Here is a 26,061-nt window from a genome sequence, read left to right as displayed (position 1 = left end):
CGACCTTACACCGAAAAAAACATTGCTTGTTATATTGTAGCGATTTTATAGGGTTTCGCAAACATAATTCTTCCAAAAAACATGAAAAAACCCCTGAATGACCAGGGATTTTTTCAATTTCTGTTTATTTTTTTGTTAATAAATACTATGCGCAACTTTAATGCAGAGGTCCATAATGACAAGCTTTGAGTCGTCTTCTAACAGATGCCAGGCCTCCTCACTATACACTCCCTGCTGGGCCCAGAATGCTTTGGCATCAATTTCTTTTGCCTTCCGGGCTGCATCCGGCAGATATTCAGATCTTCGAAACACATTAATAATATCGACAGGTTCCTGAATCTCGCTTAAATCTGCAACGGCTTTCTCGCCTAAAGCCTCCGTAATTGTCGGGTTAACAGGAATAATTTTGTATCCTGCCTCCTGCATTGCCTGGCTGACTTGATAGGACGTCCGGTGAGGTTTGTCTGATAAACCTACAACCGCAATGGTTTTTGACTCTTCTAACAGCTGTTTAATCTCATCTTTATATGGGTTTTGAAAAGACACAGAATTCCTCCTATTCTTCAATCAAACCTTGATTCAAGAGATATTCGCGGGCGACTGCTTCTGGTGAACGGTCTTCAAAATCAACCGCATAGTTCATTTCCCTCATTTGATCTCCTGTAATCTTACCACCTAATTGATTTAGTACTTCCTGGATTTCAGGATAGCGGTCCAGCGTTTCCTGTCTCATCAAAGGAGCTCCCTGATAAGGAGGAAAAAGGTTCTTCGGATCTTCCAGCACTTTTAGATTTAAATCTACCATATAACCAGCTGTAGCATAGGCGTCAATAATGTCGACTTCCCCACTGGATATAGCTCCTTGTCTTAACCCTGGATCCATCGTTCGAACTTCCCCTAAATCAAGGTTGTATACTTCTTTCATGCCCTGATATCCATCCTGGCGGTCATTGAATTCTAACGTGAAGCCGGCGGTGATTTGATCTTCCACCTGTTTCAAATCGCCGATCGTTTCGAGTCCGTATTGTTCAGCGAGCTTTTGAGTCGTCGCTACGGCATACGTATTATTGAACTGCATAGGTTCAAGAAAAGCCATGTCATATGTGTCAGCCATACCTTCTTGCGCCTGCTGATACACTTCCTTGGGATCATTGCTATTGGCCTGTTCCCCTAACAATGAGACAATGGCTGTCCCCGTAAATTCAGGATAAATATCAATACTGCCTTCTTCGAGCGCGCTGAAGACTAAATCTGTCTTTCCTAAGTTTGGCTTCAACCCTACACTTATATCCGTTTCCTCTTCAATCAACAGCTTATACATGTTTATAAGAATAGCTGGTTCTGACCCTAATTTCGCACCGAGTGTGATATCATTCTTTGCTTTACCACCGAAAGCTAAAGGTCCAACAGCAATTAATGCAGCTATGACTAATAGACTGACAAGTGAGCGAAAACCCGATTTTGCTGATGTCCGTTCGAATAAACGTAAGATTAAATCGAGAATAATGGCTAAAAGCGCAGCCGGGATAGCTCCCAACAAGATAAGATTGGCATCACCACCACGATCCAGGCCCAGTAAAATCAAATCACCGAGACCCCCGGCACCTATTAAAGCTGCAATAGTGGTTGTTCCGACAATTAAGACCATAGACGTTCGTATACCCGCCATAATGACAGGCATAGCAAGTGGCAGCTCCACTCTTGATAGGCGCCTGAATGAACTCATTCCCATACCAGTGGCCGCTTCTTTTAAAGCAGGATCCACTTCTTTAATGCCTGTATACGTATTCCTTAAAATAGGAAGGAGTCCATACGCAGCAAGAGCGATAATAGCCGGCGTCTGCCCAATCCCAAAGAACGGGATGAGAAAAGCGAGTACAGCTAAACTGGGAATGGTCTGTAACACAGCCGTTAAACCTATGACTGGTTCAGCTACTTTCTGCTTCCTGGTTAGAAGAAGCCCCAGAGGAACAGAAATAAGCGTGGCAATGACCAGGGAGATGATAGATATCTGCAAATGCTCCCATACTTTTTCCCATAAAACGTCCTGTCTTTCCATAAATACATTTATAAAACCAACCATCATTGTCCTACCTCCATTTCTTCTTTCGATTGTTCTTTGAGGTAGAGTACAATGTCTTTATAGGATAAAGTACCAATCAATTGATTCTTTCTTATTACGGGTAAGACTTCATAGTTTCCTTTTTCAAAAAGTTGAACAGCCTCTCGAAGCACGGTTCCATTTTCTATAGCAGGCAGTTCTGTTTTTTCTCCATTGTTCAGAGCATAAGTATAAGAACCATCTGTGTCCTTTAGCACATACGTGCCTTTATCAGGTACTTGATCCAATTCCTCAATTGAATAGATGTCCTGTGCCGTTTGATCAATAATGACATCCACAGCTGTCTGCCATGGAGTTTTCCGGCTCCCGATAAAGTCCTGAACAAATTCGTCAGCGGGATTTAAGATTAAGTTTTGAGGCGTGTCCAGCTGAACAATTTCCCCCTCTTTCATTAAACAAACCCGATCACCTAAAGCCATCGCTTCATCCATATCATGTGTAACAAATACAATGGTTTTTTGAATTTCCTGCTGGAGGTTTCGGATGTCTTTCTGCAGCTGTTCTCGACTAATCGGATCAAGCGCGCTGAAAGGTTCATCCATTAATATGATATCTGGATCGGCAGCGAGGGCACGAATGACACCTACCCGCTGTTGCTGCCCGCCGGATAGTTCACTCGGCTTTCTTTTGCGGTGCTTTTTTGAGTCAAGACCCACCATATTCATCAGTTCATCAATTCGTTTAGACAAATCCTTCTTTTTCCACTTTTTCATTTCAGGCACAATCGAAATGTTTTCTTCAATCGTCATATGTGGGAACAGAGCAATTTCCTGCAGAACATAACCAATGTTCCATCTAAGTTCGTGGATATTGTACTCGGTAATATCCTTGTTATGTATCGTTATTGTTCCTTTTGTCGGATGGATGAGACGGTTAATCATTTTCATGGTTGTTGTCTTTCCACAGCCACTTGGACCTATTAATGTTAAAAGCTCGCCTTCCTTCACTTCTAAGTCAATATTCTTTAAAGCCGTCGTTCCATCCGGATATGTTTTTGTCACATCAGTGAACGTTATCATTATTTTCCCCCTAAGCATTAAACTAAAGACCATATCTAAATACCCACATTTTCATAATTCGAAACTTTTTGCAATGGATATGCTTCCTGACAATAAAGCGGATTATCATAAAACGTGGGGCCTTTTGTAAATTTATTCCTTCCATAATGCATTAGAAGAATCAGCCTTTTATACTGTAAACACTTTATGGAAAGTTCTTGTCACCTGCTCCTAAATTGGTATAATAGAAAATTGTGAACTTGCCGATGAGACAGAGACTGGAATCTTTTCTTCCATGTCTAAACCTATTTACATTCAATGGCAGGTAGAAAAACCGGTTCTTTATCTATCATCATCATGATAAAATAAAAGAAAGAAAAGAAGGAGATGAACTTATTGGAATATGTATTATACTCCCTACTTGCCTATCTCCTTGGCTCCATTCCATCAGGATTAATTGTCGGCAAAGTCGGTTACGGAACAGATATCAGAGAACATGGCAGCGGTAATTTAGGCGGGACAAACACATTCCGTGTGCTGGGAAAAAAAGCGGGGCTTATTGTAACGATCTCGGACATCTTAAAGGGGACGTTAGCTGCAGCTTTACCATTTATTCTTGGAGCTGAAGTCATCCCTCTTGTGATTGGTATTTTCGCAGTAATCGGTCATATGTATCCTGTATTTGCAGGTTTCAAAGGTGGAAAAGCCGTGGCTACTTCCGGAGGGGTCGTACTTGGAGTGAACCCAATCATATTTCTCGTATTAATTCTATCTTTTTTCATCCTCTTATACTTGACCAAATATGTTTCCTTGTCTTCGATGGTTTGTGGTTTGGTCGGAATTACAGCGTCACTGATTCTTAAAGAATATGGGTTGACCATCGTTCTTTCGCTGTTTACGGTATTTGTCATATACCGGCACAGAGCAAATATTAAGCGGATTATCAACAAAACCGAACCAAAAATCACCTGGATGTAACCTTTGGAAGATACTGATACGTATCGTGAGTGAAGTCTATCCGAATCTTAGGATAGGCTTTCTTTTATGACATACTCTATAAGAAAGCATATTTCCATAAGCATTCCATTGTATAAACGGAAATACATACGGTATACTTTGATTTAGAAAGAAGGCCTGAAAGGAGTCCTTGTTATGAATAAAACAGAATTGAATCAAAATAAACAACTCCCTTCTAAAGAGGAGCGTCATAAATTATTTGGATCAGTCGAACCAGGTCCAAGAACCAAACCAGTTGAAAAAGGTCAGATGGCTGACTTGCAGAACTCTAAAAAAGACTTCCTATTTGATATAGATATGGTGGGGATTTCTAATGTTAAACACCCCATTCGTATCCCAAGTGATTTAACACCACAGATTCAGACCACCATCGGAACCTTCTCGTTTGGTTCTTCCATTGCACAAGGAAGTAAAGGTACAAACATGAGCCGGTTCACCGAACAGCTGGATAAGTATCACAATGATGGATTTGCTGTCGATATCGCTACATTAAAAGAATTCACAGAAGAACTTGCCGGTCGTTTAAAACAAACCGATGCAGAGGTGGAAGTTACTTTCCCTTGGTTTTTCGAACGTAAAGGTCCATACTCAGATCTTACGGGAATGAATCATGCTGATGCTACGATTCGTGTGGAGTATGATGCCGAGACAGGACATGATGTTACCGTTTCGCTGACAGGAAAAATTACGACGCTCTGTCCTTGCTCGAAAGAGATCAGTGAATACAGCGCTCACAATCAGCGCGGGAATGTAACGATGACAGTTAAATTGACGGATGATTTCCATGAGGAAGGCCTTGACTGGAAAGCCGCTCTTCTTGAAGCCGCAGAAAGCAATGCAAGTGCCAGAATACACCCTGTCCTTAAGCGTCCGGATGAGAAGATGGTGACCGAGCAGGCTTATGAAAATCCTAGGTTCGTTGAGGATATCGTACGACTTGTCGCTGCTGATCTTTATGAATACTCTTTTGTTGAGTCTTTCACAGTCAGCTGTCGAAATGAAGAATCCATTCATTTACATGATGCAGTAGCTACTTTAAGCTATGATAAAAAGCTGGAGAAAGATCAGGCGTAATATGAAACATATCATGATTGCTATAATCCATTTTTATAGGAAAGGGATCAGCCCCTTTTTCCCGCCGAGCTGTAGATTTCAACCGACATGCTCAACTTATGGGTTAGAAGCATTTGAACGTTTCGGTTTTTTCAAAGGTTGTTTTTTAACAGTGAAACGGATTTTGAAGTGCCATCCGTTTCATCCAGGTGGGTTCGACCCTGTTCCTATGAAGCAGAAAAGCCAAGAATCGGAATGATGTAAAGCTATGAGAAAAAGGTTTACTCATGGACCATTGCGGATACAACATAACACACGACCATTTCGAACAAACAGGAGTTGAGCATATGAATTTATCAGTAACAGAAGAAGCAGCACAATGGTATGAGGAAGAGCTGGACATCGAAGGAACAACCAATTTACGCTTTTATGTCCGCTATGGCGGCGTTGGCGGCCTACAACCCGGATTTTCCCTGGCTATTAAACTTGAATCACCTGTTGAGCCCGTAGCAGAAACAACAACAGGTAACATTCATTTTTTCATTGAAGCAGATGATGCCTGGTATTTTGACGACCATTCCCTTGAAGTACAACTTGATTCAAAATGGAAAGAACCTTCCTTTGAATATAAAAAATAAGACGCCTTTAGGGCGTCTTATTTTTTATCTAATCGGAAACGTTCAATATGATCTCTGCAGCCTTCCTTAAGTAAAATGTTATATTGCCGGTCACCGAACAAGTCAAAGTGAGGGTAATGGGAATCTAAGTGGATCCACCCCGGATGTAAACCATACTGTTCTCCCCATGCTTTTAATTTTGATAAATCACTGCATCCCACTTTTGTCACCGTGTCACAGCCGGGAAAACGTTCATCTATCCAAAAATGTGTAAGAATGGCGATCTCTCCATCTGCCACACGAGACTTCCAATTCTTCAGCTCTTCTCGCTTTACACCAAAAGCCATTACCCTTCCTCCTCCATTGCTGCAAGGTAGGCTTCATGCCAATCCGGGAACTTTTTCCTTATTGAGACTGGACGGAAGTTGTCTTTTTTTACGATCACGTGCTTGGTCTCGCCGGTAACAGCTGTTTCTCCGTTTTCAAACATGACCGCATATCCATAAGAGACACGAAGACCATCATAACTCTCCACCCAAGTATGCACCTTTACATCGTCCCCATAGCGTACTGGTTTCTTAAAGCTTACTTGGGCATCGATTACTGGCGAAACCACGCCTTCTTTTTCAATTTCGGAATATTTAAAACCGAGTCCGTCAATGAAGGCGGTACGTCCAATCTCAAACCACACTAAATAATTGGCGTGATAGACGACGCCCATCATATCGGTTTCCTGGTATCTAACTTGAATAGGTGTTTCGATGACTTTCATTTGTTAAGACTCCCTTCTGACCATGTTCCACGCTTTTTCCAGATCTACAAGTTCAAGTTCGTTTATATCTACTGCCTCATCTTCCATCACTCGAATAGCCTGAAACTGAATCGCTTCATTGACAAGGTTGTTCACAAAGCGGCCATTACCTCTCACTTTATGATCGGTATACTTCTCTAATAAGAAAGACTCCGCCCACTCATTGAAGAAGTATCCGTACTCAGCAGCCTGGTAATGGGTCATATCGATAAGTTCCTGCTCCTGATAATCTGGGAAGTGGAAGTACTTCTTAAACCTTGAGGACAGGCCGGGATTGCTTTCTACCAACTGCTCCATTTCCTGTTTATATCCTGCAAGAATGACAACCAGATTTTCGTTGTGTTTGGTCATTTCATCTACGATCGTTTCTATCGCCTCTTTACCGAAATCATCCCGTCCGCCGTTATAGAGCGAGTAGGCTTCATCTATAAATAACACGCCTCCGAGAGCTTCCCTGATTTTTCGCTTCGTTTTAATAGCTGTCTGACCAACGTACCCAGCCACAAGGTCACTTCTCGAAACTACAACCATATGTCCCCGCTTTAACAATCCACATTCCTTCAGGACGTCAGCGTATATTTCAGCAACGGTTGTCTTCCCTGTCCCCGGATTACCTGAAAAGACAGAATGAAGTTCTATCGGAACAACCGGATAGCCCTTTTCTTTTCGTTTCTGCTGCGCCTGAACAAAAGAAGATAATTTACGGACCTCTGCTTTTACATTATGAAGCCCAATGAGTTCATCGAGGCGTTCCATCGGTGACTGTTCTTCTTCATTTGATTCATCATCCCAGATGAGGTCTTCTTTCGATATCCGCATGTGGTCAAGCCAGTGATGTTTATCCCGCTCTGCTTCATGAGCACCTTTCTGGAAGACCGTCTTGAGTACTAAGTTTTTCACTGTACGTGCATTACCAAAAGAATCATCCACACGCTCACGATCAATAAGAGTCACAAACTCATTTAACGCTTCCTCGGTAAAAAAGAAGTCATTTTCTATAGCGGTCTGTTCAGCTATTGTCATGAGTTCATTCATTTGGTAATCAGGGAGTTCAATATGATTTTGTTCAGGAAAACGACTTCTTAAACCTGGATTGGACCAGAGGAACTGCCTCATTTCTTCCGGATAACCGGCTAAAATAACGGCAAATTTCCCTCCATATTCTTTACTGGTCATAGCTGAAACAAGCGTGTCAATTACCGCCTGACCATAATCATTCCCTGTCTGCCCTTCTCGTTTTAGACTGTAGGCTTCATCAATGAACAAAACGCCGCCGATAGCCTGCTTAACATAATTCATCGTATTCTCTTCACTCTGACCCACATAAGAGCCGACAAGGTGGGAACGATTCACTTCAACCACTTCCTTCGTATCCAGAATACCAAGTTCGTGGTAGATGTTCGCAAGCAGCCTTGCGATGGTCGTTTTCCCTGTCCCTGGATTACCAGTAATAATCATATGTAACCCTGGTTCATCGACCATTGAGAAACCAAAATTCTTGCGCTGCTGCTGGTACCTTAAGAAGTGATAATACCTGCGAATATAAGTCTTAACATCTTTTAACCCCACCATTTGATCAAAAGCTTCCAGCGGGTTTTGATTGGATTGATCGGTTAAGAAGCGGGGCAGCCGCTTATAAATTTCATCCTGATAATCTGACAGACCTCTTGTTCGTTCATTGATTTCTTTCACAGGAATACGGATGCGGCGGTTCTCAATGGATGCAATGGCCTCATCCAGCATTACTTCAAGCTCTTTCAGCTCTTCATACACTTCCTGATAAAGCTTTAGTCGGCTTGAAGCATCAATAATGACTTTACCTGCCAGCTCCTGGTCCCATTGTTCTATGATATAACGAACGTCAGCATGTATAGATTTAGCTTTTTTGGCTTTGGCTGAATCATGATCTGTTTCATGAAGAATCCACTGCTCAAAAGATGTATTTTTCAATATTGTATATGCCTGCATTAACTGCTGTGATTCATATAACTCCGTTACTAATGAGTGGTTGGCATGTAACACTCTAGCTTCGTCAATAAATTGATAGGCAAGCATATCTTTCCCTGGATGCCTTTTAATACGGTGGTAAGCCAGGGTAATATATAAAAGCGCCTGAAGTTCCCTATCCTCTATGTCCTTCTCGTTCATATATCTTAAGGCCTCGACTTCTGATATTGGAGGCTGCTGATCTAAACTATTCCATTTCCTCAAATTCTCTAGCATCATCATCACTTCCTTTTCTATCGCCGTTACCATTTTATCATAGTCAAGGTCTGATGTAGATGAAGATGCACAGCGAAACAGCCGCTTCTCGTTTAAGAGAAGCGGCTGTCTTTTTAATATTGTTGATGGCGTGAGTGATGTGCTTCTTCTTTGATTTCCTGCCGCATAGCTTCAAGAGATTGATTTCTACGCTTATTTTTCTTCTCAATGTTTCTCTTTTCCTCTTCAGTTGAGAACCGCATCGCATCGTGAGAAGCTTCAATATTTTCAATCGTATTGGTTACTTTCTCCTGCAGACGATCCACATTATCAGCCCGGTTATCAGGGTTTGGTTTTTGGTTGGACATATGTTGTTGTTTATGAGACATGCTGTCACTCTCCTGTGTTTAAACTGGACCCTTAAGAGTCATTCTTACTGTTCCCTTTTCCTGTAGATTTATGAGGTGACTGGGGAGGTCATAAAAAAACAAATCCCGTTTTATGACGGGATTTGTTTCATTCGATCTTTATGACGTTTTTCGATGCGCTCATCAATTTGATCCATCAATTTCTGATCTTCTTTAATACTGCGGATATTTTCCTTCACTCGTTCTTCAAACGATACCGTTTTATGCTTTCTCATGGAAATCTCTCCTTTAAAAGGTATGATTTCCATTTCTTAATGTAAATATTCCTAATTTAGTGCATTTTTCATTTTCACCATATAATCATAAGTCATTGGGCCGACGATTCGCTGCTCCTGAATGACTCCATCTGTCCCGATGAAATAAGTCGTGGGAATTGAAATGATCTGATAGAGCTGGTTGATTTCGAGTTCCTGATCTAATAAGACAGTAAAACTGAATCCGCCTTCTATTACAAAATCCTTTACATCGTTCAAATTATCTTCTGAACCTGTCCCATTTACAGCAAGTATGACGACTTCATCTTCAAACTCCTCATGAAACCTCTGCATTTCCGGCATTTCATCCCGACATGGAGGACACCAGCTCGCCCAATAATTCAAGAACACTTTTTTTCCTTTAAAATCAGACAGTTTAACGGTTTCCCCTTGTAAAGTTTCCAGTGTAAAATCAGGAGCTTCTTGTCCCACTTTTAAACCCTCAGGAGCATTCGGAGCTTTCATACCGGCTCCATCCTGTTCAGCTTGTGCTTCCGGCGTCTGTTGACCTTCAACCTTTTCTTCCTTTTTATCGCTCCACGCAGAGGTCAGGCTGAAAACCAAAAGCGCTCCCAGAAAAAGAAAGGCCAGCCATTTCTTCATTTTGCGTCCCCCGTCCATTGTTCATTGCTATTCCTATATATAAGAATAAAAAAAGTATTTATGCCTGTAAAGCACAAGATTGCTTCTATCTAAAATAGAGCTTCTTTAACATCATGGAAATCTTATGATAATCCGGTTTTTCTTTATGGACCTTCTTTTTATTTAGTGATTATGTTTTTTTATTTAATTCGGAGTTGCTACTAAGTTTTATGTGGAAATGATAAAAATAATGCTGTTCAATTTAGACTTTTCGAACATTTGTTCTTAGGTGCACCTATTGTAGGATAACATGATTCATTTTGAGTTGCTACTTAGTATTTATGGAAACACAAAGAAAAGCCGCAGAGTTTTCCTCTGCGGCTTTTGCTTCTTTACTTTCAGATTGGCATTTGGCTGCTTAATATTAATTAAGTTTGTTACGCAATACCATTTGCAGAATACCACCGTGGCGGTAGTAGTCTACTTCGACATCACTGTCGAAACGAGCGATGACATCAAATTCTTTTTTGTTTCCTTCAGCATCCGTTGCTGTAACTTTGACATGATCGCGAGGTTTTACATTTTCCCCGACTTCTACATCAAATGTTTCACGGCCGGTTAGTCCAAGAGACTCAATGGAATCTTCCGGTTTGAACTGCAATGGCAGGACACCCATCATAACAAGGTTTGAACGGTGAATACGTTCAAAGCTCTCTGCAATAACCGTCTTAATACCAAGTAAGTCTGTACCTTTAGCCGCCCAGTCACGGGAGCTTCCCATACCGTAGTCGTTCCCTGCAATGACCATCAGAGGTGTTTCATCCTGCTGATACTTCATAGCTGCTGTATAGATAGGCATGACCTCTTCTGTCGGCCAGTAAGTAGTGAATCCACCTTCTGTGCCCGGAGCTAACTCATTGCGGATACGAATATTTGCGAACGTACCGCGCATCATTACTTCGTGGTTACCACGACGTGAACCGTAAGAGTTAAAGTTACGAGGGCTTACCCCGTTCTCCTGCAGGTATTCTCCTGCCGGCATATCTTTAGGAATTGCTCCAGCTGGAGAAATGTGGTCTGTTGTAACTGAATCCCCAAATTTACCCACAACTCGCATACCTTCAAGAGGTTTAACTTTTTCAGGCTCCGTTGAGAGACCTTCGAAGAATGGCGGATTCTGAATATAAGTGGATTGATCATTCCAATCATACAACGGCTCATCTGTTGTGTTGATTTCATTCCACTTCTCGTTGCTGTTGAAAACATTCTCATATTCTTTACGGAAGATTTCAGGCGTAACAACACGGGAAATTTCAGACTTAATTTCCTCTTTAGACGGCCAGATATCATCAAAGAACACATCATTACCATCTTTATCTTTCCCAATAGCATCATTCTTAAGATCGACATCTACAGTTCCAGCAAGGGCATAAGCCACAACAAGAGGCGGTGAAGCCAAATAGTTGGCTTTCACAAGTGGATGGATCCGACCTTCAAAGTTTCGGTTACCAGACAATACAGAAGAAACCGTCAGGTCACTGTCTGCAATTGCTTTTTCAATTTCAGGAAGAAGCGGTCCCGAGTTACCGATACATGTCGTACATCCATAACCTACAAGGTTAAAGCCAAGCTGATTCAAGAATTGCATTAAGCCGGAATCTTCAAGATAGCGAGTTACAACTTTTGATCCTGGCGCAAGGGAAGTTTTCACATAATCAGGTACTTGAAGGCCTTTCTCTACCGCCTTCTTAGCAACAAGTCCCGCACCTAACATAACGTGAGGATTTGATGTATTTGTACAAGATGTAATCGCAGCAATTGCAAGAGCTCCTGTCTTCATGACAGATTTATCTCCATTTTCGAACTGCACTTCCGCTTCTTTATCGAATTCAGAACGATCTAAACCAAATCCGTGGTTCCCAGCTGGTCCAGTGATCGCTTTTTCAAAAGAATCCTTCATTTGAGAAAGTGGAATCAAATCTTGAGGACGTTTTGGTCCGGACAAGTTTGGCTCAAGCTCTCCGAGATCGATTTCAACTAGAGATGTAAATTCAGGATCCTCGAAGGATGGATCATACCACAGACTGTTCTTCTTGCAGTATTCTTCAACCAGCTTAATCTGATCTTCACTACGGCCAGTAAGACGAAGATATTCAAGAGATTCACCATCCACTGGGAAGAAACCGCATGTTGCGCCGTATTCAGGAGCCATGTTGGAGATCGTAGCACGATCAGCCAGCGGCATTTCCTGAAGACCAGGGCCGAAAAATTCAACGAATTTCCCTACAACATTTTGTTCACGAAGTTTTTGTGTAACTTTCAATGCAAGGTCTGTAGCAGTCGTTCCCTGTGGGAAACTTCCGTTCAGTTTAACACCGATAACTTCAGGAGCAGGGAAATAAGAAGGCTGTCCAAGCATACCTGCTTCTGCTTCAATTCCGCCTACACCCCAGCCAAGTACACCAAGGCCGTTGATCATCGTCGTATGTGAGTCGGTACCGACAAGTGTATCTGGATAAGTATCATAAGAGCCGTTCTCATTTTCTTTTGCATGAACGACGTTTGCGATGTATTCAAGGTTTACTTGGTGCACAATACCTGTTGCAGGTGGAACCGCACGATAATTATCGAATGCTTTTTGTGCCCAGTGTAAGAATTCATAACGCTCTTCATTACGCTCAAATTCTAATTCCATATTCACGTTAAGCGAATCTGGAGTACCATATTTGTCTACCTGCACTGAGTGATCGATAACAAGATCAACAGGTACTTCTGGGTTGATTTTGTCCGGGCTTCCACCCATGTCCACCATTGCTTTTCTCAAGGAAGCTAAATCAACAACAGCTGGAACGCCGGTGAAATCTTGCAAAATAACACGGGAAGGTTTGAATGGAACGTCTTCCCCTTTGGATTTTTCAGTTCCCCAGTTTGCTAGGCTCTCTACATGATCATCGTTAATCACACGACCGTCGTGTTGACGTAATAGAGATTCTAGTAGAATACGGATGGAGAAAGGCAGACGCGAAATCTTACCATGTCCCGCATCTTCTAAGGCTTTCAGATCATAATAGTTGTACGTTTGGCCATTTAGGTCAAATTGTTTGCGAGCATTAAATGCATTGCTAGCCATATTCCTTTTACCCCCTCATCAATAATTCAATGAAGATGCCAATCAATCGGCTTCTCCATTCCCCAAATTGTACATTTGTTCCCTTATTTATTAACAAGATCACAAATCTGCAATCTTTATTGTAAATGAAAACGATTTATAAGTAAAATGAATGCGTACAAATTTTTCTGAATTCAGCTAATTTTATACAAAAAGCACCGTAATAGATTCACTTGTATTTACAATGGCAACCTTTTATAATTAAAATATCAAGATTAGAAAATGAAACAGGTGATCGTATGACAGGCGGATTCGCTCTTTTTATCGTCGGTTGGATTGTGATTATGGTTGGTTTAATGGCCATTGGTGGTTTTTTCATGTTCCGAAAATTCCTGAAACGTCTGCCGAAAGAAGATGGAAAATCAATCATTGACTGGGAAGAGTATTATGTTGACCAGACGCGCCATATGTGGACGCTTGAACAAAAAGAATTATTGGAAGAATTGATTTCTCCTGTACCTGAAATCTTCCGGGATGTAGCCAGGCAGAAAATTGCCGGCCGTATTGGAGAAATTGCTCTCACAAAAAAGAAGAAGAAAATCACCCAGGACATTCTTATTGAAGGATATATCCGCGCTACTCCCAAGCGGGATCATAAATTCCTAATTAAGAAGCTTGAGGAGAAAAAGATTGATATGTCCCCCTATCAACCATTGCTTGAAAATTAAAAGGACCCGGCTTATGCCAGGTCCTTTTTTGCTTCGATTTGTTTTTCCAGGGCTAAGTACTGTTTCAGCATCGCAAGCCGCCACGTAACAATCATTCCAAAGGCAAGCAGGAAAAACATGCCGCTTGTCTCCCCAAACGGTACATGCTGTCCAATGATTAACTTAAAAATAATTCTCACGAGCAATAAACCGAACAGAATAACAATAAATGATTTCGATGGTTTTAAGTATATATCCCCACCACGCACTTCTAATTTCGATGTACGTATGAGAAAAATGGAAAAGAGAACCCCTATCAGTACAGCTTCTAAAACTTGACTCCATTGAACTCTAAATATGGGAAAAACAAACATTAAAGCCCCTGTACTCATAAACAAAGGAGGCAGAATGATCTTCTTCACACTAGCAGGCTGCCTGGAGGCACGTAATCGAACAAAAATCATGCCCGTAGCCATAAAGGCGGCCGCAATTGTACTTACAATCAACCAAAACATAGTGATTCACTCTTTCTTCTTGTCCTTTTAGGACTAGTTTAACACACGTTCGACCGCATTTAAGACACAAGTTTCACCAACAAGTGTTCATATTAAATTCCTAGCTGCGATCATCTGCAATCGTCAATATGATCGTCATGGTCACACCTACAACAGCTAAATATACGCCAAGGTCAAACAAAAGTGCAGTAGCAAGCTCTGTTTTTCCTAAAACCGGAAGCTGGAAGTAACCAAAAGCCTGTGTTAAAAACGCTTCTCCAAAGAATAGTCCCCCTACTCCTGTTAAAGCAGCAATTAAAAGCCCCGCTGGAATTACATAACGAAAATTTATCGGAAGAATTTTCTCCATTGCCTGGCTGCCATACGCCATATACATAAGTATGATGGCTGCAGATGTCATAAGACCTCCAATAAATCCTCCACCGGGGGAATTATGGCCGGCAAAAAATAAGTAAATGGAAAACCCTAATAGGATAAAAGCGATCAGTGTGGTGGTGGTTCGTAAAATGATGTCATTGGTCCGGGTCATACAAATACTCCTTTATATAAGAATCAACGTCTTAATCATAATATAAACAATCCGCAAAATCCATGTTTTAAAACCCTTGAAATTCAAATAAACCAGCTAAGAAGGATGTAAGCTTATACATCCAATTAAAATACAGCGACACGCCGACAAGGATCATAATGTATCCGCCTGTCTTTACGATTCCCGCACTGTGCCGTTTAATCCAGTTTAATTTCCCAACAAAGAAGGATAAAGCCAGAAAAGGAACCGAGAAGCCTAAAGAATAAGAAATCATCATCACTAGAAAAAGCTCTGGAGAATCCGCTGCAAGAGATAATACAGCAGCTAAAATCGGCCCAGTACAAGGCGTCCATCCAAGTGAAAATGTAAGACCTATAATAAATGTGCCTATGTAGCCTGCAGGCCTGTTTTTAAAGGTAATTTTCCGATCTTTCATAAGGAATTCAAAATTGAACACCCCGATTATGACGAATCCAAAAAATAAGATCAGAATGGCGCCCAACCGGCGGATAATCGTTTCGTTTTGAATTAAAAACTGTGAAAAAAACGAGCCTGAAAACCCTAAAATCAAAAAAATTGTGGTAAATCCTAATAGAAATAAAATGGTATGTATTAAACTCGTCCTTTTCAACATTCCATTGTCTTCTTTTAACTCATTCACACTCATTCCTGTGATGTAGGAGAGGAATGCTGGATATAAAGGAAAGACACATGGAGAAATGAAAGATAAAAACCCTGCACCAAAGGCAAGGAACACATTTACATCCATCATCGTTCAACCCTCCCATTTGATTGTCGACTTCTATTGTACCAAAGGGTTCTTAAAAAAACGATTAACTCCTTGTGAACATCTGTTGAACTTCACATAGATAAAGCCCTCTTCCCTATTGGAAAGAAGGCTTAGTTTCATTATTTCATTTGATTGTTCATTGAACGCATCATCTGATTGATCTTCTTCTGAGACGGCTTCTGCCCCATCTGCATCATCAGTGTGCGTAACATTTGTTCATTAATAGGCGGGTTCTTTTTCAAATAGTTCATCATATACTTTCTTGCGATGAAAAAGCCTAGCGCTACACCACCGACAAGAGTCAATAGAGCTATGATGATAACCCAAACGATCCCCAATGTCATGTCTTCGTCTTCCTCCTTCGTGTTGTCTCCCATAACAGTATAGTAAAACGTTCGTGAGAATACAATAGGCGTTTCACGATGATAAACGGCTCTCTGCTGTAGTGACCCAGCGGAAATGTTTCTATTCGTTCTATTAATATAAAACGGTTTTGAAAACTTTTTGAGTAGACTATATATCAAAGGTACAGCTTTATATAGACTCACGTACTGAAGAGACAACAATGTTTCTTATTCTCTATTATATCATAGGACGCTGACTTTTTGAAAAAAAGGAGGGTAACTTTTGACACGCTCCTCCTGTCCTATGTTCGGCTACTCAACATGGCCGCGTATGCTTCAAAAGGTTCTGTCTTATCCATCAGCTTCTTATAAAAAAGTGACATTTTACTTTGCAGCCACTTTTATGGAAACCGCGTAACAATTCTCACCTTTATTCGTGAAAAAATAAGGGGAGGTTTATATCAGGTGATAAGAGAAGATCTCTATATTTTATCTACTCTTCACCCATTCAATTAAGGCTTTTCAGAATTGAAAAGCTGTCTCAAGAAGAGACAGCTTTTACCTGTTATCTCATAAGATTTTCAGCATGTTTAACGACATTCTGAACAGTAAAGCCATAATTCTCAATGACTGTATCTCCTGGAGCAGAAGCACCAAAGGTATCTATTCCGATAATGGAGCCATCAAGACCAACGTAACGCTCCCATCCGAATGAAGATCCCATCTCAACAGCCACACGCTTACGAACGTCAGAAGGTAGCACCTGCTGTTTATAATCCTCTGTTTGTGCATTGAAACGATCGAAAGAAGGAACACTTACGACGCGGACATCGTATCCTTTTTTCTTAAGCTCAGCCTGTGCCTGTACAATCAGCTGGACTTCAGATCCGGAAGCAAGAAGAATCGCATCTGGAACTTCTTTTTCAGAGTCACGCAGAACATAAGCTCCGCGCTTCATACCTTCATAGGCATGTTCTTTTGTTCCCTCAAGGGTAGGAAGACCCTGACGAGTCAACACCAATGCTGTCGGTGTAGTTTCTGACTCTAAAGCAAGTCTCCATGCTGCATTGGTTTCGTTCCCATCCGCCGGACGAAGAACAGAAAGATTCGGCATAGCACGCAGGGAAGCCAGTTGTTCTACAGGTTCGTGTGTCGGACCGTCTTCTCCTACAGCTACCGAATCATGTGTAAAGACATAATTCACCGGCAGGTTCATAAGGGCAGAAAGACGTACTGCCGGGCGAAGGTAATCACTGAATACGAAGAATGTGCCTGCATATACTTTCAAACCACCGTGAAGCCCCATACCATTTAATGCTGCTGCCATAGCAAATTCACGAACACCAAACCAAATATTGCGTCCTGCATAATTTTCGCGGGAGAAGTCTTCTTCGCCTTTCACTGCTGTCTTATTAGAACCAGCAAGGTCGGCACTTCCACCGAACAGGGAAGGTACTGCTTTGGAGATTGCATTGATCGCATCTCCAGACGCTGCACGTGTAGCTGGGCTGTCTTCTCCTACGGTATAAGTAGGTAGTTCTTTTTCCCAGCCTTCCGGAAGGTCGCCGCGAATGGCTGCTTCAAGTTCTTCTGCAAGTTCAGGGTAAGCTTCTTTATACTGGACCATAAGATCATTCCAGGACTGTTCTTTATCCTGACCGTTCTGTTGCACCTTTTCTTTGAAGTCCTGGTAAACCTCTTCAGGAACGTGGAATGGTTCATGCTCCCAACCGTAGAACTGCTTTGCAGCGGTTCCTTCCTCTTCTCCTAATGGAGCACCGTGAGAAGCGGATTTTCCGGATTTGTTTGGAGAACCATAACCGATAACGGTTTTCACTTCAATCATTGTCGGCTGATCAGTGTTAGCTTTTGCTTTTTCAATCGCTTTTCCGATTTCGTCTGTATCCGTGCCATCTTCCACACGGATGACTTCCCAGCCATAAGCTTCATAGCGCTTCTCTACGCTTTCACTGAAGGAGCGATCAAGATCGCCATCCAATGAAATATCGTTGGAATCATAAAGCACGATTAACTTTCCAAGTCCTAAGTGCCCGGCTAAAGAAGCAGACTCCTGGGAAACGCCTTCCATTAAGTCTCCATCACCACAAATGCTGAACGTGTAGTGATCGATAACATTATAACCCTCACGGTTATATTTACCGGCCAAATGAGCTTCTGCCATCGCCATTCCTGTAGCCATTGCAATCCCCTGTCCAAGAGGACCAGTAGTGGCTTCTACCCCGTCTGTGTGTCCAAACTCAGGGTGACCTGGAGTTTTAGAATCCCACTGACGGAAAGATTTCAAATCATCCATTTCTACATTATATCCAGATAAATGCAGGAGGCTGTATAGAAGCATTGATCCATGCCCCGCAGATAGTACGAAACGGTCGCGGTCGAACCAATTTGAATTTTTCGGATTGTGGTCCATAAAATCCGTCCATAACTTGTAAGCCATAGGTGCTGCCCCCATAGGCATTCCCGGGTGACCTGAGTTTGCTTTTTCTACTGCGTCGATAGTTAGAGTTCTAATTGTATTGATTGATGTTTGTTCAAGGCTGTTTGCCATGTCCAATGTTCCCCTTTCTGTTCAGGTATATGTACCATGTCTTATCCTATAATGAAATTGGTTATGAAACAAGTAGTGTGCAAACTTTTATCGTTTGCCTCCCACCTAATTTCCCCTGTTGTTGAAGATTTAAACAAAAAATCCGCACTCAAATGCTGAAGTGCGGAATAGGTATTTTCAATTAAAAAATTAGTTCTTTTTTTCATTTTTTTGCATTTGTCTTAATTTTCTAGGTGTAACGTCATTTCCAGCTGGATCCATAACTGTTACGCCTTTCAACTGGTTTTTAAACGACTGGCGTGCATTCTTCAAATATTCCTGACGAAGATTTTTTTGTTCTTTCTTTTCTGCGTCCGTTAGTTCCTGCTGTTTCGATTTATTAGCTAATTCATTAATGCGCGTGATTTTTTCTTTCGATAGCATATAGATCCTTCTCCTTTATATATAGTCTGGATCAAAAAAGTAGAGAGTCCTAGACGTGAAAAAGACAAGAAGTCAAAGGACTCTTGTCATATATGTATATAGTAACGTGCCTACTCTTCTTTTTCAAGTGAAACGTATTCCTTGTAGCGACGATGGACGGTGGCCTTAGAGACATCATAACCCAGCCCCTTTAAAGTAGCAGCTATGTCTTTAAAGGTAAGGTCATTGCCTCTCAGGCGGACCACCTCTTCTATTGGGAAATCGATTCTCTCACGCCCAGGAGCCATATGCTGGTTGGAAAGATTACTTGAAGGATCAAATCCCTGTTCGACTGCTTTTCTCATTCCCCGCCGTATCTTCATATTATGGATTTTCCTTTGATACTCCTCCACAATCCCTACAATCTGAAGGACCATGGAATCCGATTCAGATAATTGCAGTTCCCCTTCATGCGAAAGAGAAAAAACTTTTATTCCCATACGGTTCAGTTGATGAAACAAGGCGATCTTAGTATTTCCACGTCCAAGTCTCGTTTCGTCCTGTATGAGAAGTGCTTCAGCCTTATTAGCTGAAAAGTAATCAAGCACTTTAAAAATTCCTGTCCGTTCTATTTCATAACCACTTGCCTGCTCTTCAATACATTCCACAACTTCCATCCCATGATTTTCTGCCATGGCCGATAGTTCTGTCTTCTGCCTTTTTAATGACGTGACCTGAGCTTCTTTCTCCGTACTAACGCGACAATATAGGATAACTCTCATGATGTCCTGTCCTCTTTTCTACTATTCCTTTTTATTTTATCCACTCGTTACCATAGAATAATAGAGAATAGCAAAACTAACAATAAACAGAATCAAATAGGTATAATCGAGCTTTGATAGTTTATTAAACATTGATATCCCTCCAATAAGAACGAACGTTCCTAAGAACCTGTGTTCGCGTTTGTTAATTCCCATTATATACGAATGTACGTTCTTGTCAACGCCCTTTTTTCGAACGCTTGTTTGTATTTCTAATATAAGCATGGTACAATGTGGTTACTATAATCCTATGTACGAGGTGCTAATCTATGAGTAAACTTTCAAAGCGGCAACAGGAAATATTAGATTTCATAAAAGAACAAGTTCTATTAAAAGGCTACCCCCCTTCCGTTCGAGAGATTGGCCAATCCGTTGGTCTTGCCTCCAGTTCGACCGTTCACGGCCATCTATCCCGACTCGAGAAAAAAGGATATATCCGCCGGGACCCGACAAAGCCAAGAGCCATCGAAGTTATTGAACTGGAAGAAGACCACAGCATTCCAAGAACAGAAGCCTCTTATGCTCCGGTAATCGGTAAAGTTACGGCCGGTTCCCCGATTACTGCTGTTGAAAACATTGAAGAGTATGTTCCGCTTCCTGACACGCTGGCTGGTTCAGAAGACAATACGTTCGTTCTTATCGTACAAGGAGAAAGTATGATCGAAGCAGGTATTCTAGATGGGGATATGGTCATTGTCAGACAACAGCAGACAGCTCAAAACGGGGATATTGTTGTTGCAATGACAGAAGAAGAAGAAGCTACAGTAAAACGCTTCTTTAAAGAAAGAAACCACATTCGCTTACAACCGGAAAACGCCACGATGGAACCGATTATATTAAATGATGTTTCCATACTCGGAAAAGTTGTAGGATTATACCGCACCGTGCACTAAATAATAAATACCACTTAAAAAGACACAAAAAGGGAGGCGAACCTCTCTTTTTGTGTCTTTTTAATAGAAAGCAATCTGCTTCCCGCAGAAATTTCCGAAGGACTCACGCACCTATTCTTCTTTTCCTGCTCTTGAGATATAAGGCAGAATAAATGTTCTGCTTAAGAAATTTGCGAACCTGACGCCTTTCTAAACAATAAGCTAAGATAAATCCTTCTGCATTCTGCAAAATCTTTACGGCTCGTTGAGACCACTCTTTCTCTTTTGACAAGTAAATCAATTCCACAGGCTTTTGATTCTCTGATGCTCTTTTAAAGAAAGCTTCCATCTTATCCCCTCCCGATTACGAACGTATGTTCTTAAAGAGTATTATATGCTCTTCTACCCCTTTTGTATACAGGAAAGTCTTGCATTTAAGAACTGGAACCTTCTTACTTCTTTGCCCCTGTTAAAGTTTATTGTGGATTTTATGGATGACTAGATGCTGAGCCATGTTCATTTGCGTGAGGCCGTTACGTTTATTGAACAAAGGGGTGACTGGACAACGACCCGCTTTCCACGGGCGAAGTGTCGAACCTTCTCACTTACTTTGTTCTTTCCGCTCAGCGACCTCTTTCTCACGTAAAAGTCCACTTGGCTACAAGCTTGCGACCAGACCCGCTTCTTATGCGCGGAGAGGAATAACCGGCTGCTCTTGAATTTCACATATCATTTGTTTCCGTTTCCCCTAATGTGGAAAAGATGGACCTGTAATCTACGAGACTCCCTCGAAAACATTGATACATCACCGGCCTGTCCTTTTCTTGAACAAACCTAAAATATTTAATAAAGTCATTTCTTTAGACATAAAAAAACCCTGCCACAGCTTTGTGACAGGGTTTTAGTATTAATACGTTTGTAAATACTGTTCGCGCTCCCAAGGGTGAACTTGAGTACGGAACATATCCCACTCAATTTCCTTCGCTTCAAGGAAGTGTTCATAAAGGTGCTCACCTAAGGCTTCGACCATGATTTGATCTTTCTGAAGTTCTTCCAGCGCATCATATAAAGTAGCCGGAAGATCCTTAACTCCATGAGCTTCCCGTTCTTTTTTATCCATAACATAGATATTACGGTCAACTGGAGCTGGAGCTTCCAATTTATTTTCGACTCCATCAAGGCCTGCCGCCAAAAGGACAGCCATTGCCATATATGGATTAGCGGATGGGTCAACACTGCGTACTTCAATACGTGTACTCAGACCACGGGACGTAGGAACACGTACCAGAGGGCTGCGGTTTTGTCCTGACCATGCAACGTAACAAGGTGCCTCATAACCAGGAACTAAACGCTTATAGGAATTCACAGTTGGATTTGTTACAGCTGTAAAGTTTGTCGCATGCTTAATAATGCCTGCCGTAAATTGGAAAGCTATATCAGAAAGCTGCTCTTTTCCTTTTTCATCAAAGAACGCGTTCCCTTTTTCGTTAAACAGGGACATGTTGGCGTGCATACCAGATCCGTTTACACCGAATAGCGGTTTCGGCATAAAGGTTGCATGAAGCCCATGCTGTCTTGCTATCGTTTTAACTACAAGTTTAAACGTCTGAATATCATCACAGTGCTTAAGAGCATCTGCATATTTAAAATCAATTTCGTGCTGCCCTGGAGCTACTTCATGGTGAGAGGCTTCAATTTCAAAACCCATCTCCTCAAGCTCAAGAACAATGTCACGACGGCAGTTTTCGCCTAAATCCGTTGGAGCAAGGTCAAAATAACCGCCTTTATCATTCAGCTCCATCGTTGGATCGCCTTTTTCATCTAATTTAAATAAGAAAAACTCAGGTTCTGTTCCAATGTTGAAAGCAGAAAATCCAAGCTCCTCCATCTTCTTGATGTTGCGCTTTAAGTTATAGCGCGGGCATCCTTCAAAAGGAGTTTGGTCAGGGTTGTAAATGTCACAGATGAAGCGCGCCACTTTTCCTTTTTCAGATGTCCAAGGATAAACGACGAATGTATCAAGGTCCGGCACTAAATACATATCGGACTCCTCAATACGTACGAATCCTTCAATAGAGGATCCATCAAACATCATCATTCCGTCTATTGCTTTATCTAACTGGCTGAGTGGAATTTCCACATTTTTAATTGTGCCCAGCATATCTGTGAATTGAAGTCGGATAAACTTGACATTTTCTTCATCGATTTTCTTGTATATTTCTTCTTTCGTTAAACCCATAGAATTTCTCCTCCCAAACATAAATTAATGGAAGAACCTTGACATTTCTCCCTGTCTGATTGCTAATTTACCTTGTCTTCCCGCTGTGAATAGTTCTTGTTGCAGCATACGACGAAGCTGTTTTTCGGAAAGTTCATTTTGAACCTCCTGTACTTGCTCTTCATCATACGCTTCGTTCTCAGGCTGATCGTTAAGCTTAAGAACTTTCTTAATTCCCGCCATATTTACTCCCTGGTCAATCAAGTCTTTGATTTCTAACAAACGATCGACATCATTGAAGGAAAATATACGGCGGTTACCTTCTGACCTCGCCGGATGAATCAGCTCATGTTGTTCATAATACCGAATCTGGCGGGCAGTAAGGTCCGTTAAAGATTGAACAATCCCCATCGGGAACAATGGCATAGAACGACGAATATCATCACTCATCGATGTGCCTCCTCCCCATAAGAATGATACTTTCATTATACGTCACGCAGGGGATATGTCAACAAATGTGAGAAATGTTCACACTGCTTTTGTCACCTTAATGAAAGGGCTTTAATTTAGAGTTTCCTCCGCACGGAATACTCCCGCTTCCATGAGTTGTTCTACCGCTTGTGTAACAGCGATTTTCACGTGTGCATACGTAAGTCCTCCCTGCACATAGGCCGTATATGGAGGACGGATGGGACCATCTGCTGTCAGCTCGAGACTTGCTCCCTGAATAAACGTTCCCGCTGCCATGATTACTTCATCTTCATAACCTGGCATGGGGCTTGGCTGAGGTAGCACATGTGAATTAACCGGAGAAGCCTGCTGGATAGCCTGACAAAAACGGATCATTTGTTCAGGTGTCTCAAAATTCACAGATTGAATTAAATCTGTCCTTTTTTCGTCGAATTGAGGGTTCGTATTAAAACCAAGATCACTAAGAAACTTCGAAGTGAAGATGGCCCCTTTCAAAGCTTCTCCAACCACATGGGGAGCTAGAAAAATGCCTTGATACATCTCCTGCAGGCTATTTAAGCTCGCTCCTGTCTCTTTGCCGAGTCCTGGAGCTGTAAGCCTGTAACTGCACTGCTCAATCAGTTTTTTATTTCCTGCAATATACCCGCCGATCCTTGCAATTCCGCCTCCGGGATTTTTTATAAGGGAGCCTGCAATCAAGTCAGCACCGATTTCCAGCGGTTCCTTTGTTTCTACAAATTCTCCGTAACAGTTATCAACAAAGATAATGACATCCTGCTTCACTTGACGGACTAGCTGTATGATCGATTTAATTCTATCGATGCGGAATGAAGGGCGGTTCTCATAACCTTTAGATCGTTGGATAGCTACTACCCTTGTCTGTTCACCAATCGAATCCTTAATTTTTTGTTCAGAGAAATCCCCATCGGATGTCAGTGGGATGGAGCGGTAAGCAATACCAAAATCATTCAATGAGCCTGTGTCTTCTCCCTCTGGACGCCCAATGACCTCTTCTAATGTGTCATATGGATCACCTGATATGTACAATAATTCATCTCCCGGTCTTAAGACGCCGAATAGTGCTGTCGTAATGGCATGAGTCCCGGAGATTAACTGAGGTCTGACCAATGCATCCTCACCATTGAAAATCTCTGCATATAAACTCTCAAGCGTATCACGGCCAAAATCATCGTATCCATATCCAGTCGTTGGATTGAAATGCGAATCGCTGACACGCAGCTTATGAAAAGCCCGCAGAACTTTTGCTTGATTTTCCTCTACAATCTTATCCACCTGTTTATGTTGTTCATAGATTTGTTCTTCTGTCTGTTGTTTTATATTTTGAATATTCATGCTGTCTCTCTTCCTAACTTTATAAAATCTGGTGTTTCAATGGATGCTCGGGATGAATATATCCATGAAGAGCATAGCCTTCTTTATCCTCAAAAAAGGTCATGGATGTAACCATGCTGTAAGCTTTAAACTGCTGCAGCCGTTTCCCCTCTGCAGCAGGGATAAAAACATCATATTCGTCCCACTCTTCTTTCAAAACCTCTTCAATCTTGTACAAAATACGTTTCAAATCGATTGGATCATGAACACTCACCGTCAGAGACGGAAAAGAATTCGGGATATAATCCTCACTTAAAAGATCCTTCTTGTTATATACAGTCAGAATAGGCAGCTTGCCGGCACCAAGATCCTCCAGGAGAGTGAGGACGGTTCTTTCCTGCTGATGGTGATCCGGGTGGGAGGCATCAACCATATGCAGAACAAAGTCGGCTTCTGTCACTTCTTCTAATGTTGAACGGAAGGCGGCAATTAACGTTGTTGGTAAATCCTGAATAAAGCCTACCGTATCTGATACTAGAGCTTGAAATCCGGAAGGAAGACTCATTTGACGTGTTAAAGGATCAAGGGTGGCAAACAGAAGGTCTTCCTCAAATGAATCGCTGTCGGTCACACGATTAAAGAAGGTTGATTTCCCCGCATTGGTATAACCGACAATAGCTACCTGGAATGCACGGTTTTCCTTCCGCCTCTTTCTATACTGCTCCCGCTGCTTCACTACTGTATCCAAACGCTTTTTAATATCATCGATTCTACGCTGGATGTGACGGCGGTCCGTTTCCAATTTCGTTTCCCCTGGTCCTCTAGTACCGATTCCCCCGCCTAAACGAGATAAAGCTGTACCCTGACCGGCAAGCCTCGGCAGAAGATATTGAAGCTGCGCCAATTCCACCTGCAGTTTCCCTTCTTTTGTGTTTGCTCTTCCTGCAAATATATCCAGAATAAGTTGACTGCGGTCAATGACACGAAGACCTATTTTATCGGATATGTTCCGGAGCTGTCCGGGCGACAGCTCATCATTAAATATCACTAGTTCTGCATCTGCTTCCTCAGCAGCGTTTTTAATTTCTTCCAGTTTTCCTTCACCAAGGTATGTAGCCGGGTGAACCCGGTCGCGCTTTTGAGTAATGATCTTACATACTTCACCATTGGCTGTTTCTGTGAGGGATTGAAGTTCCTGAAGAGAAGATTGAAAACGTTCTTCTTGTTCTTGAGGATCTCTTCGTGCTACTAATATCACTAACTCGTTTGTTTTCATATCTACACCTTCTTTTCTTCAC

At 41.8% G+C, this 26,061-nt stretch carries 28 protein-coding genes; 6 read left to right on the top strand and 22 right to left on the bottom strand.

Annotation, left to right across the window (positions count from 1 at the left end; translation table 11 throughout):
* Nucleotides 1–135: 135 nt before the first annotated feature.
* From LC036_RS04990 to LC036_RS04980, 3 genes are read right to left on the bottom strand one after another with little or no spacing between them, the layout of a single operon-like run.
* Nucleotides 136–546 carry a CoA-binding protein gene (locus LC036_RS04990; RefSeq protein ID WP_226579048.1) on the bottom strand — a complete coding sequence of 137 codons (411 nt, stop codon included), beginning with the start codon at nucleotides 544–546 and terminating at the stop codon, nucleotides 136–138.
* Between the two features lie 10 nt (nucleotides 547–556).
* Nucleotides 557–2,083, bottom strand: coding sequence for an ABC transporter permease/substrate-binding protein (locus LC036_RS04985; protein WP_226580010.1), 1,527 nt, complete (start codon nucleotides 2,081–2,083; stop codon nucleotides 557–559).
* On the bottom strand, nucleotides 2,083–3,141 hold the full coding sequence (locus LC036_RS04980) for an ABC transporter ATP-binding protein (RefSeq protein ID WP_226579046.1): 1,059 nt from the start codon (nucleotides 3,139–3,141) through the stop codon (nucleotides 2,083–2,085). The genes LC036_RS04985 and LC036_RS04980 overlap by 1 nt, the downstream gene beginning before the upstream one ends.
* Nucleotides 3,142–3,516: 375 nt before the next feature.
* Between LC036_RS04980 and plsY the strand changes: the two genes are divergently transcribed.
* From plsY to LC036_RS04960, 4 genes are all read left to right on the top strand, one after another.
* Nucleotides 3,517–4,098 carry a glycerol-3-phosphate 1-O-acyltransferase PlsY gene (gene plsY, locus LC036_RS04975; RefSeq protein WP_226580007.1) on the top strand — a complete coding sequence of 194 codons (582 nt, stop codon included), beginning with the start codon at nucleotides 3,517–3,519 and terminating at the stop codon, nucleotides 4,096–4,098.
* 174 nt (nucleotides 4,099–4,272) lie between these two features.
* Nucleotides 4,273–5,211: a GTP cyclohydrolase FolE2 gene (folE2, locus tag LC036_RS04970; protein WP_226579044.1), complete on the top strand. Its 939-nt coding sequence runs from the start codon at nucleotides 4,273–4,275 to the stop codon at nucleotides 5,209–5,211.
* 1 nt (nucleotide 5,212) lies between these two features.
* On the top strand, nucleotides 5,213–5,449 hold the full coding sequence (gene yidD, locus LC036_RS04965; protein WP_226579041.1) for a membrane protein insertion efficiency factor YidD: 237 nt from the start codon (nucleotides 5,213–5,215) through the stop codon (nucleotides 5,447–5,449).
* Nucleotides 5,450–5,537: 88 nt separating this feature from the next.
* A complete protein-coding gene (locus tag LC036_RS04960) occupies nucleotides 5,538–5,828 on the top strand; it encodes a HesB/YadR/YfhF family protein (RefSeq protein ID WP_226579038.1) in 291 nt (96 codons plus the stop codon).
* A gap of 17 nt (nucleotides 5,829–5,845) precedes the next feature.
* On the opposite strand, the gene LC036_RS04955 is transcribed toward LC036_RS04960, so the two are convergent.
* From LC036_RS04955 to acnA, 7 genes are all read right to left on the bottom strand, one after another.
* Nucleotides 5,846–6,154 carry a hypothetical protein gene (locus LC036_RS04955; protein WP_226579035.1) on the bottom strand — a complete coding sequence of 103 codons (309 nt, stop codon included), beginning with the start codon at nucleotides 6,152–6,154 and terminating at the stop codon, nucleotides 5,846–5,848.
* Entirely contained in the window at nucleotides 6,154–6,579 is a 426-nt protein-coding gene (locus tag LC036_RS04950) for an acyl-CoA thioesterase (protein ID WP_226579032.1), read from the bottom strand. Before LC036_RS04950 ends, LC036_RS04955 begins: the two co-directional genes overlap by 1 nt.
* A 3-nt stretch (nucleotides 6,580–6,582) precedes the next feature.
* On the bottom strand, nucleotides 6,583–8,841 hold the full coding sequence (locus tag LC036_RS04945; protein ID WP_413229835.1) for an AAA family ATPase: 2,259 nt from the start codon (nucleotides 8,839–8,841) through the stop codon (nucleotides 6,583–6,585).
* A gap of 113 nt (nucleotides 8,842–8,954) precedes the next feature.
* Entirely contained in the window at nucleotides 8,955–9,209 is a 255-nt protein-coding gene (tlp, locus tag LC036_RS04940; RefSeq protein WP_413229834.1) for a small acid-soluble spore protein Tlp, read from the bottom strand.
* A 110-nt stretch (nucleotides 9,210–9,319) separates the two neighbouring features.
* The gene (locus LC036_RS04935; RefSeq protein WP_226579026.1) at nucleotides 9,320–9,463 is read right to left on the bottom strand and encodes an FbpB family small basic protein; all 144 of its coding nucleotides are present in this window, start codon (nucleotides 9,461–9,463) and stop codon (nucleotides 9,320–9,322) included.
* Between the two features lie 51 nt (nucleotides 9,464–9,514).
* Nucleotides 9,515–10,105, bottom strand: coding sequence for a TlpA family protein disulfide reductase (locus LC036_RS04930; protein ID WP_226579023.1), 591 nt, complete (start codon nucleotides 10,103–10,105; stop codon nucleotides 9,515–9,517).
* 403 nt (nucleotides 10,106–10,508) lie between these two features.
* Nucleotides 10,509–13,214 (bottom strand): aconitate hydratase AcnA, encoded by a 2,706-nt coding sequence (gene acnA, locus LC036_RS04925; protein ID WP_226579020.1) that lies wholly within the window; start codon nucleotides 13,212–13,214, stop codon nucleotides 10,509–10,511.
* Nucleotides 13,215–13,492: 278 nt separating this feature from the next.
* On the opposite strand from acnA, the gene LC036_RS04920 reads away from it, so the two are divergent.
* Nucleotides 13,493–13,921 carry a DUF2621 family protein gene (locus tag LC036_RS04920; RefSeq protein ID WP_226580001.1) on the top strand — a complete coding sequence of 143 codons (429 nt, stop codon included), beginning with the start codon at nucleotides 13,493–13,495 and terminating at the stop codon, nucleotides 13,919–13,921.
* Nucleotides 13,922–13,932: 11 nt separating this feature from the next.
* Here LC036_RS04920 and LC036_RS04915 read toward each other — a convergent pair whose 3' ends face one another.
* From LC036_RS04915 to LC036_RS04885, 7 genes are all read right to left on the bottom strand, one after another.
* Nucleotides 13,933–14,415, bottom strand: coding sequence for a CcdC family protein (locus LC036_RS04915; protein ID WP_226579018.1), 483 nt, complete (start codon nucleotides 14,413–14,415; stop codon nucleotides 13,933–13,935).
* A gap of 100 nt (nucleotides 14,416–14,515) precedes the next feature.
* A complete protein-coding gene (locus tag LC036_RS04910) occupies nucleotides 14,516–14,944 on the bottom strand; it encodes a Na(+)/H(+) antiporter subunit B (protein ID WP_226579015.1) in 429 nt (142 codons plus the stop codon).
* Between the two features lie 67 nt (nucleotides 14,945–15,011).
* Entirely contained in the window at nucleotides 15,012–15,716 is a 705-nt protein-coding gene (locus tag LC036_RS04905; RefSeq protein WP_226579012.1) for a cytochrome c biogenesis CcdA family protein, read from the bottom strand.
* Between the two features lie 137 nt (nucleotides 15,717–15,853).
* Entirely contained in the window at nucleotides 15,854–16,078 is a 225-nt protein-coding gene (locus tag LC036_RS04900) for a YneF family protein (RefSeq protein ID WP_413229833.1), read from the bottom strand.
* 565 nt (nucleotides 16,079–16,643) lie between these two features.
* Nucleotides 16,644–18,647, bottom strand: coding sequence for a transketolase (gene tkt / locus LC036_RS04895; RefSeq protein ID WP_226579008.1), 2,004 nt, complete (start codon nucleotides 18,645–18,647; stop codon nucleotides 16,644–16,646).
* 189 nt (nucleotides 18,648–18,836) lie between these two features.
* On the bottom strand, nucleotides 18,837–19,070 hold the full coding sequence (locus LC036_RS04890; protein ID WP_226579005.1) for a DUF896 domain-containing protein: 234 nt from the start codon (nucleotides 19,068–19,070) through the stop codon (nucleotides 18,837–18,839).
* A gap of 110 nt (nucleotides 19,071–19,180) precedes the next feature.
* Nucleotides 19,181–19,831 (bottom strand): recombinase family protein, encoded by a 651-nt coding sequence (locus tag LC036_RS04885; RefSeq protein ID WP_226579002.1) that lies wholly within the window; start codon nucleotides 19,829–19,831, stop codon nucleotides 19,181–19,183.
* 308 nt (nucleotides 19,832–20,139) lie between these two features.
* Between LC036_RS04885 and lexA the strand changes: the two genes are divergently transcribed.
* Entirely contained in the window at nucleotides 20,140–20,763 is a 624-nt protein-coding gene (gene lexA, locus LC036_RS04880; RefSeq protein ID WP_226578999.1) for a transcriptional repressor LexA, read from the top strand.
* 103 nt (nucleotides 20,764–20,866) lie between these two features.
* Here lexA and LC036_RS04875 read toward each other — a convergent pair whose 3' ends face one another.
* From LC036_RS04875 to hflX, 5 genes are all read right to left on the bottom strand, one after another.
* Entirely contained in the window at nucleotides 20,867–21,091 is a 225-nt protein-coding gene (locus tag LC036_RS04875; RefSeq protein ID WP_226578997.1) for a hypothetical protein, read from the bottom strand.
* A 558-nt stretch (nucleotides 21,092–21,649) separates the two neighbouring features.
* Nucleotides 21,650–22,981: a type I glutamate--ammonia ligase gene (gene glnA / locus LC036_RS04870; RefSeq protein ID WP_226578994.1), complete on the bottom strand. Its 1,332-nt coding sequence runs from the start codon at nucleotides 22,979–22,981 to the stop codon at nucleotides 21,650–21,652.
* 24 nt (nucleotides 22,982–23,005) lie between these two features.
* Complete coding sequence (locus LC036_RS04865; protein WP_226578991.1) at nucleotides 23,006–23,410, bottom strand: MerR family transcriptional regulator; 405 nt, start codon at nucleotides 23,408–23,410, stop codon at nucleotides 23,006–23,008.
* Nucleotides 23,411–23,521: 111 nt separating this feature from the next.
* Nucleotides 23,522–24,784 (bottom strand): aminotransferase class I/II-fold pyridoxal phosphate-dependent enzyme, encoded by a 1,263-nt coding sequence (locus tag LC036_RS04860; protein WP_226578988.1) that lies wholly within the window; start codon nucleotides 24,782–24,784, stop codon nucleotides 23,522–23,524.
* Nucleotides 24,785–24,803: 19 nt separating this feature from the next.
* Nucleotides 24,804–26,039, bottom strand: a complete 1,236-nt coding sequence (gene hflX, locus LC036_RS04855; RefSeq protein ID WP_226578986.1) for a GTPase HflX — start codon at nucleotides 26,037–26,039, stop codon at nucleotides 24,804–24,806.
* Nucleotides 26,040–26,061 lie beyond the last annotated feature (22 nt).

Origin of the sequence: Halobacillus litoralis (genome assembly GCF_020524025.1) — a bacterium.
Taxonomy (GTDB): Bacteria; Bacillota; Bacilli; order Bacillales; family Halobacillaceae; genus Halobacillus; species Halobacillus litoralis_D.
The sequence above is the reverse complement of the archived record's forward strand: the minus strand, read 5'-3'. Positions and strand labels throughout refer to the sequence as shown.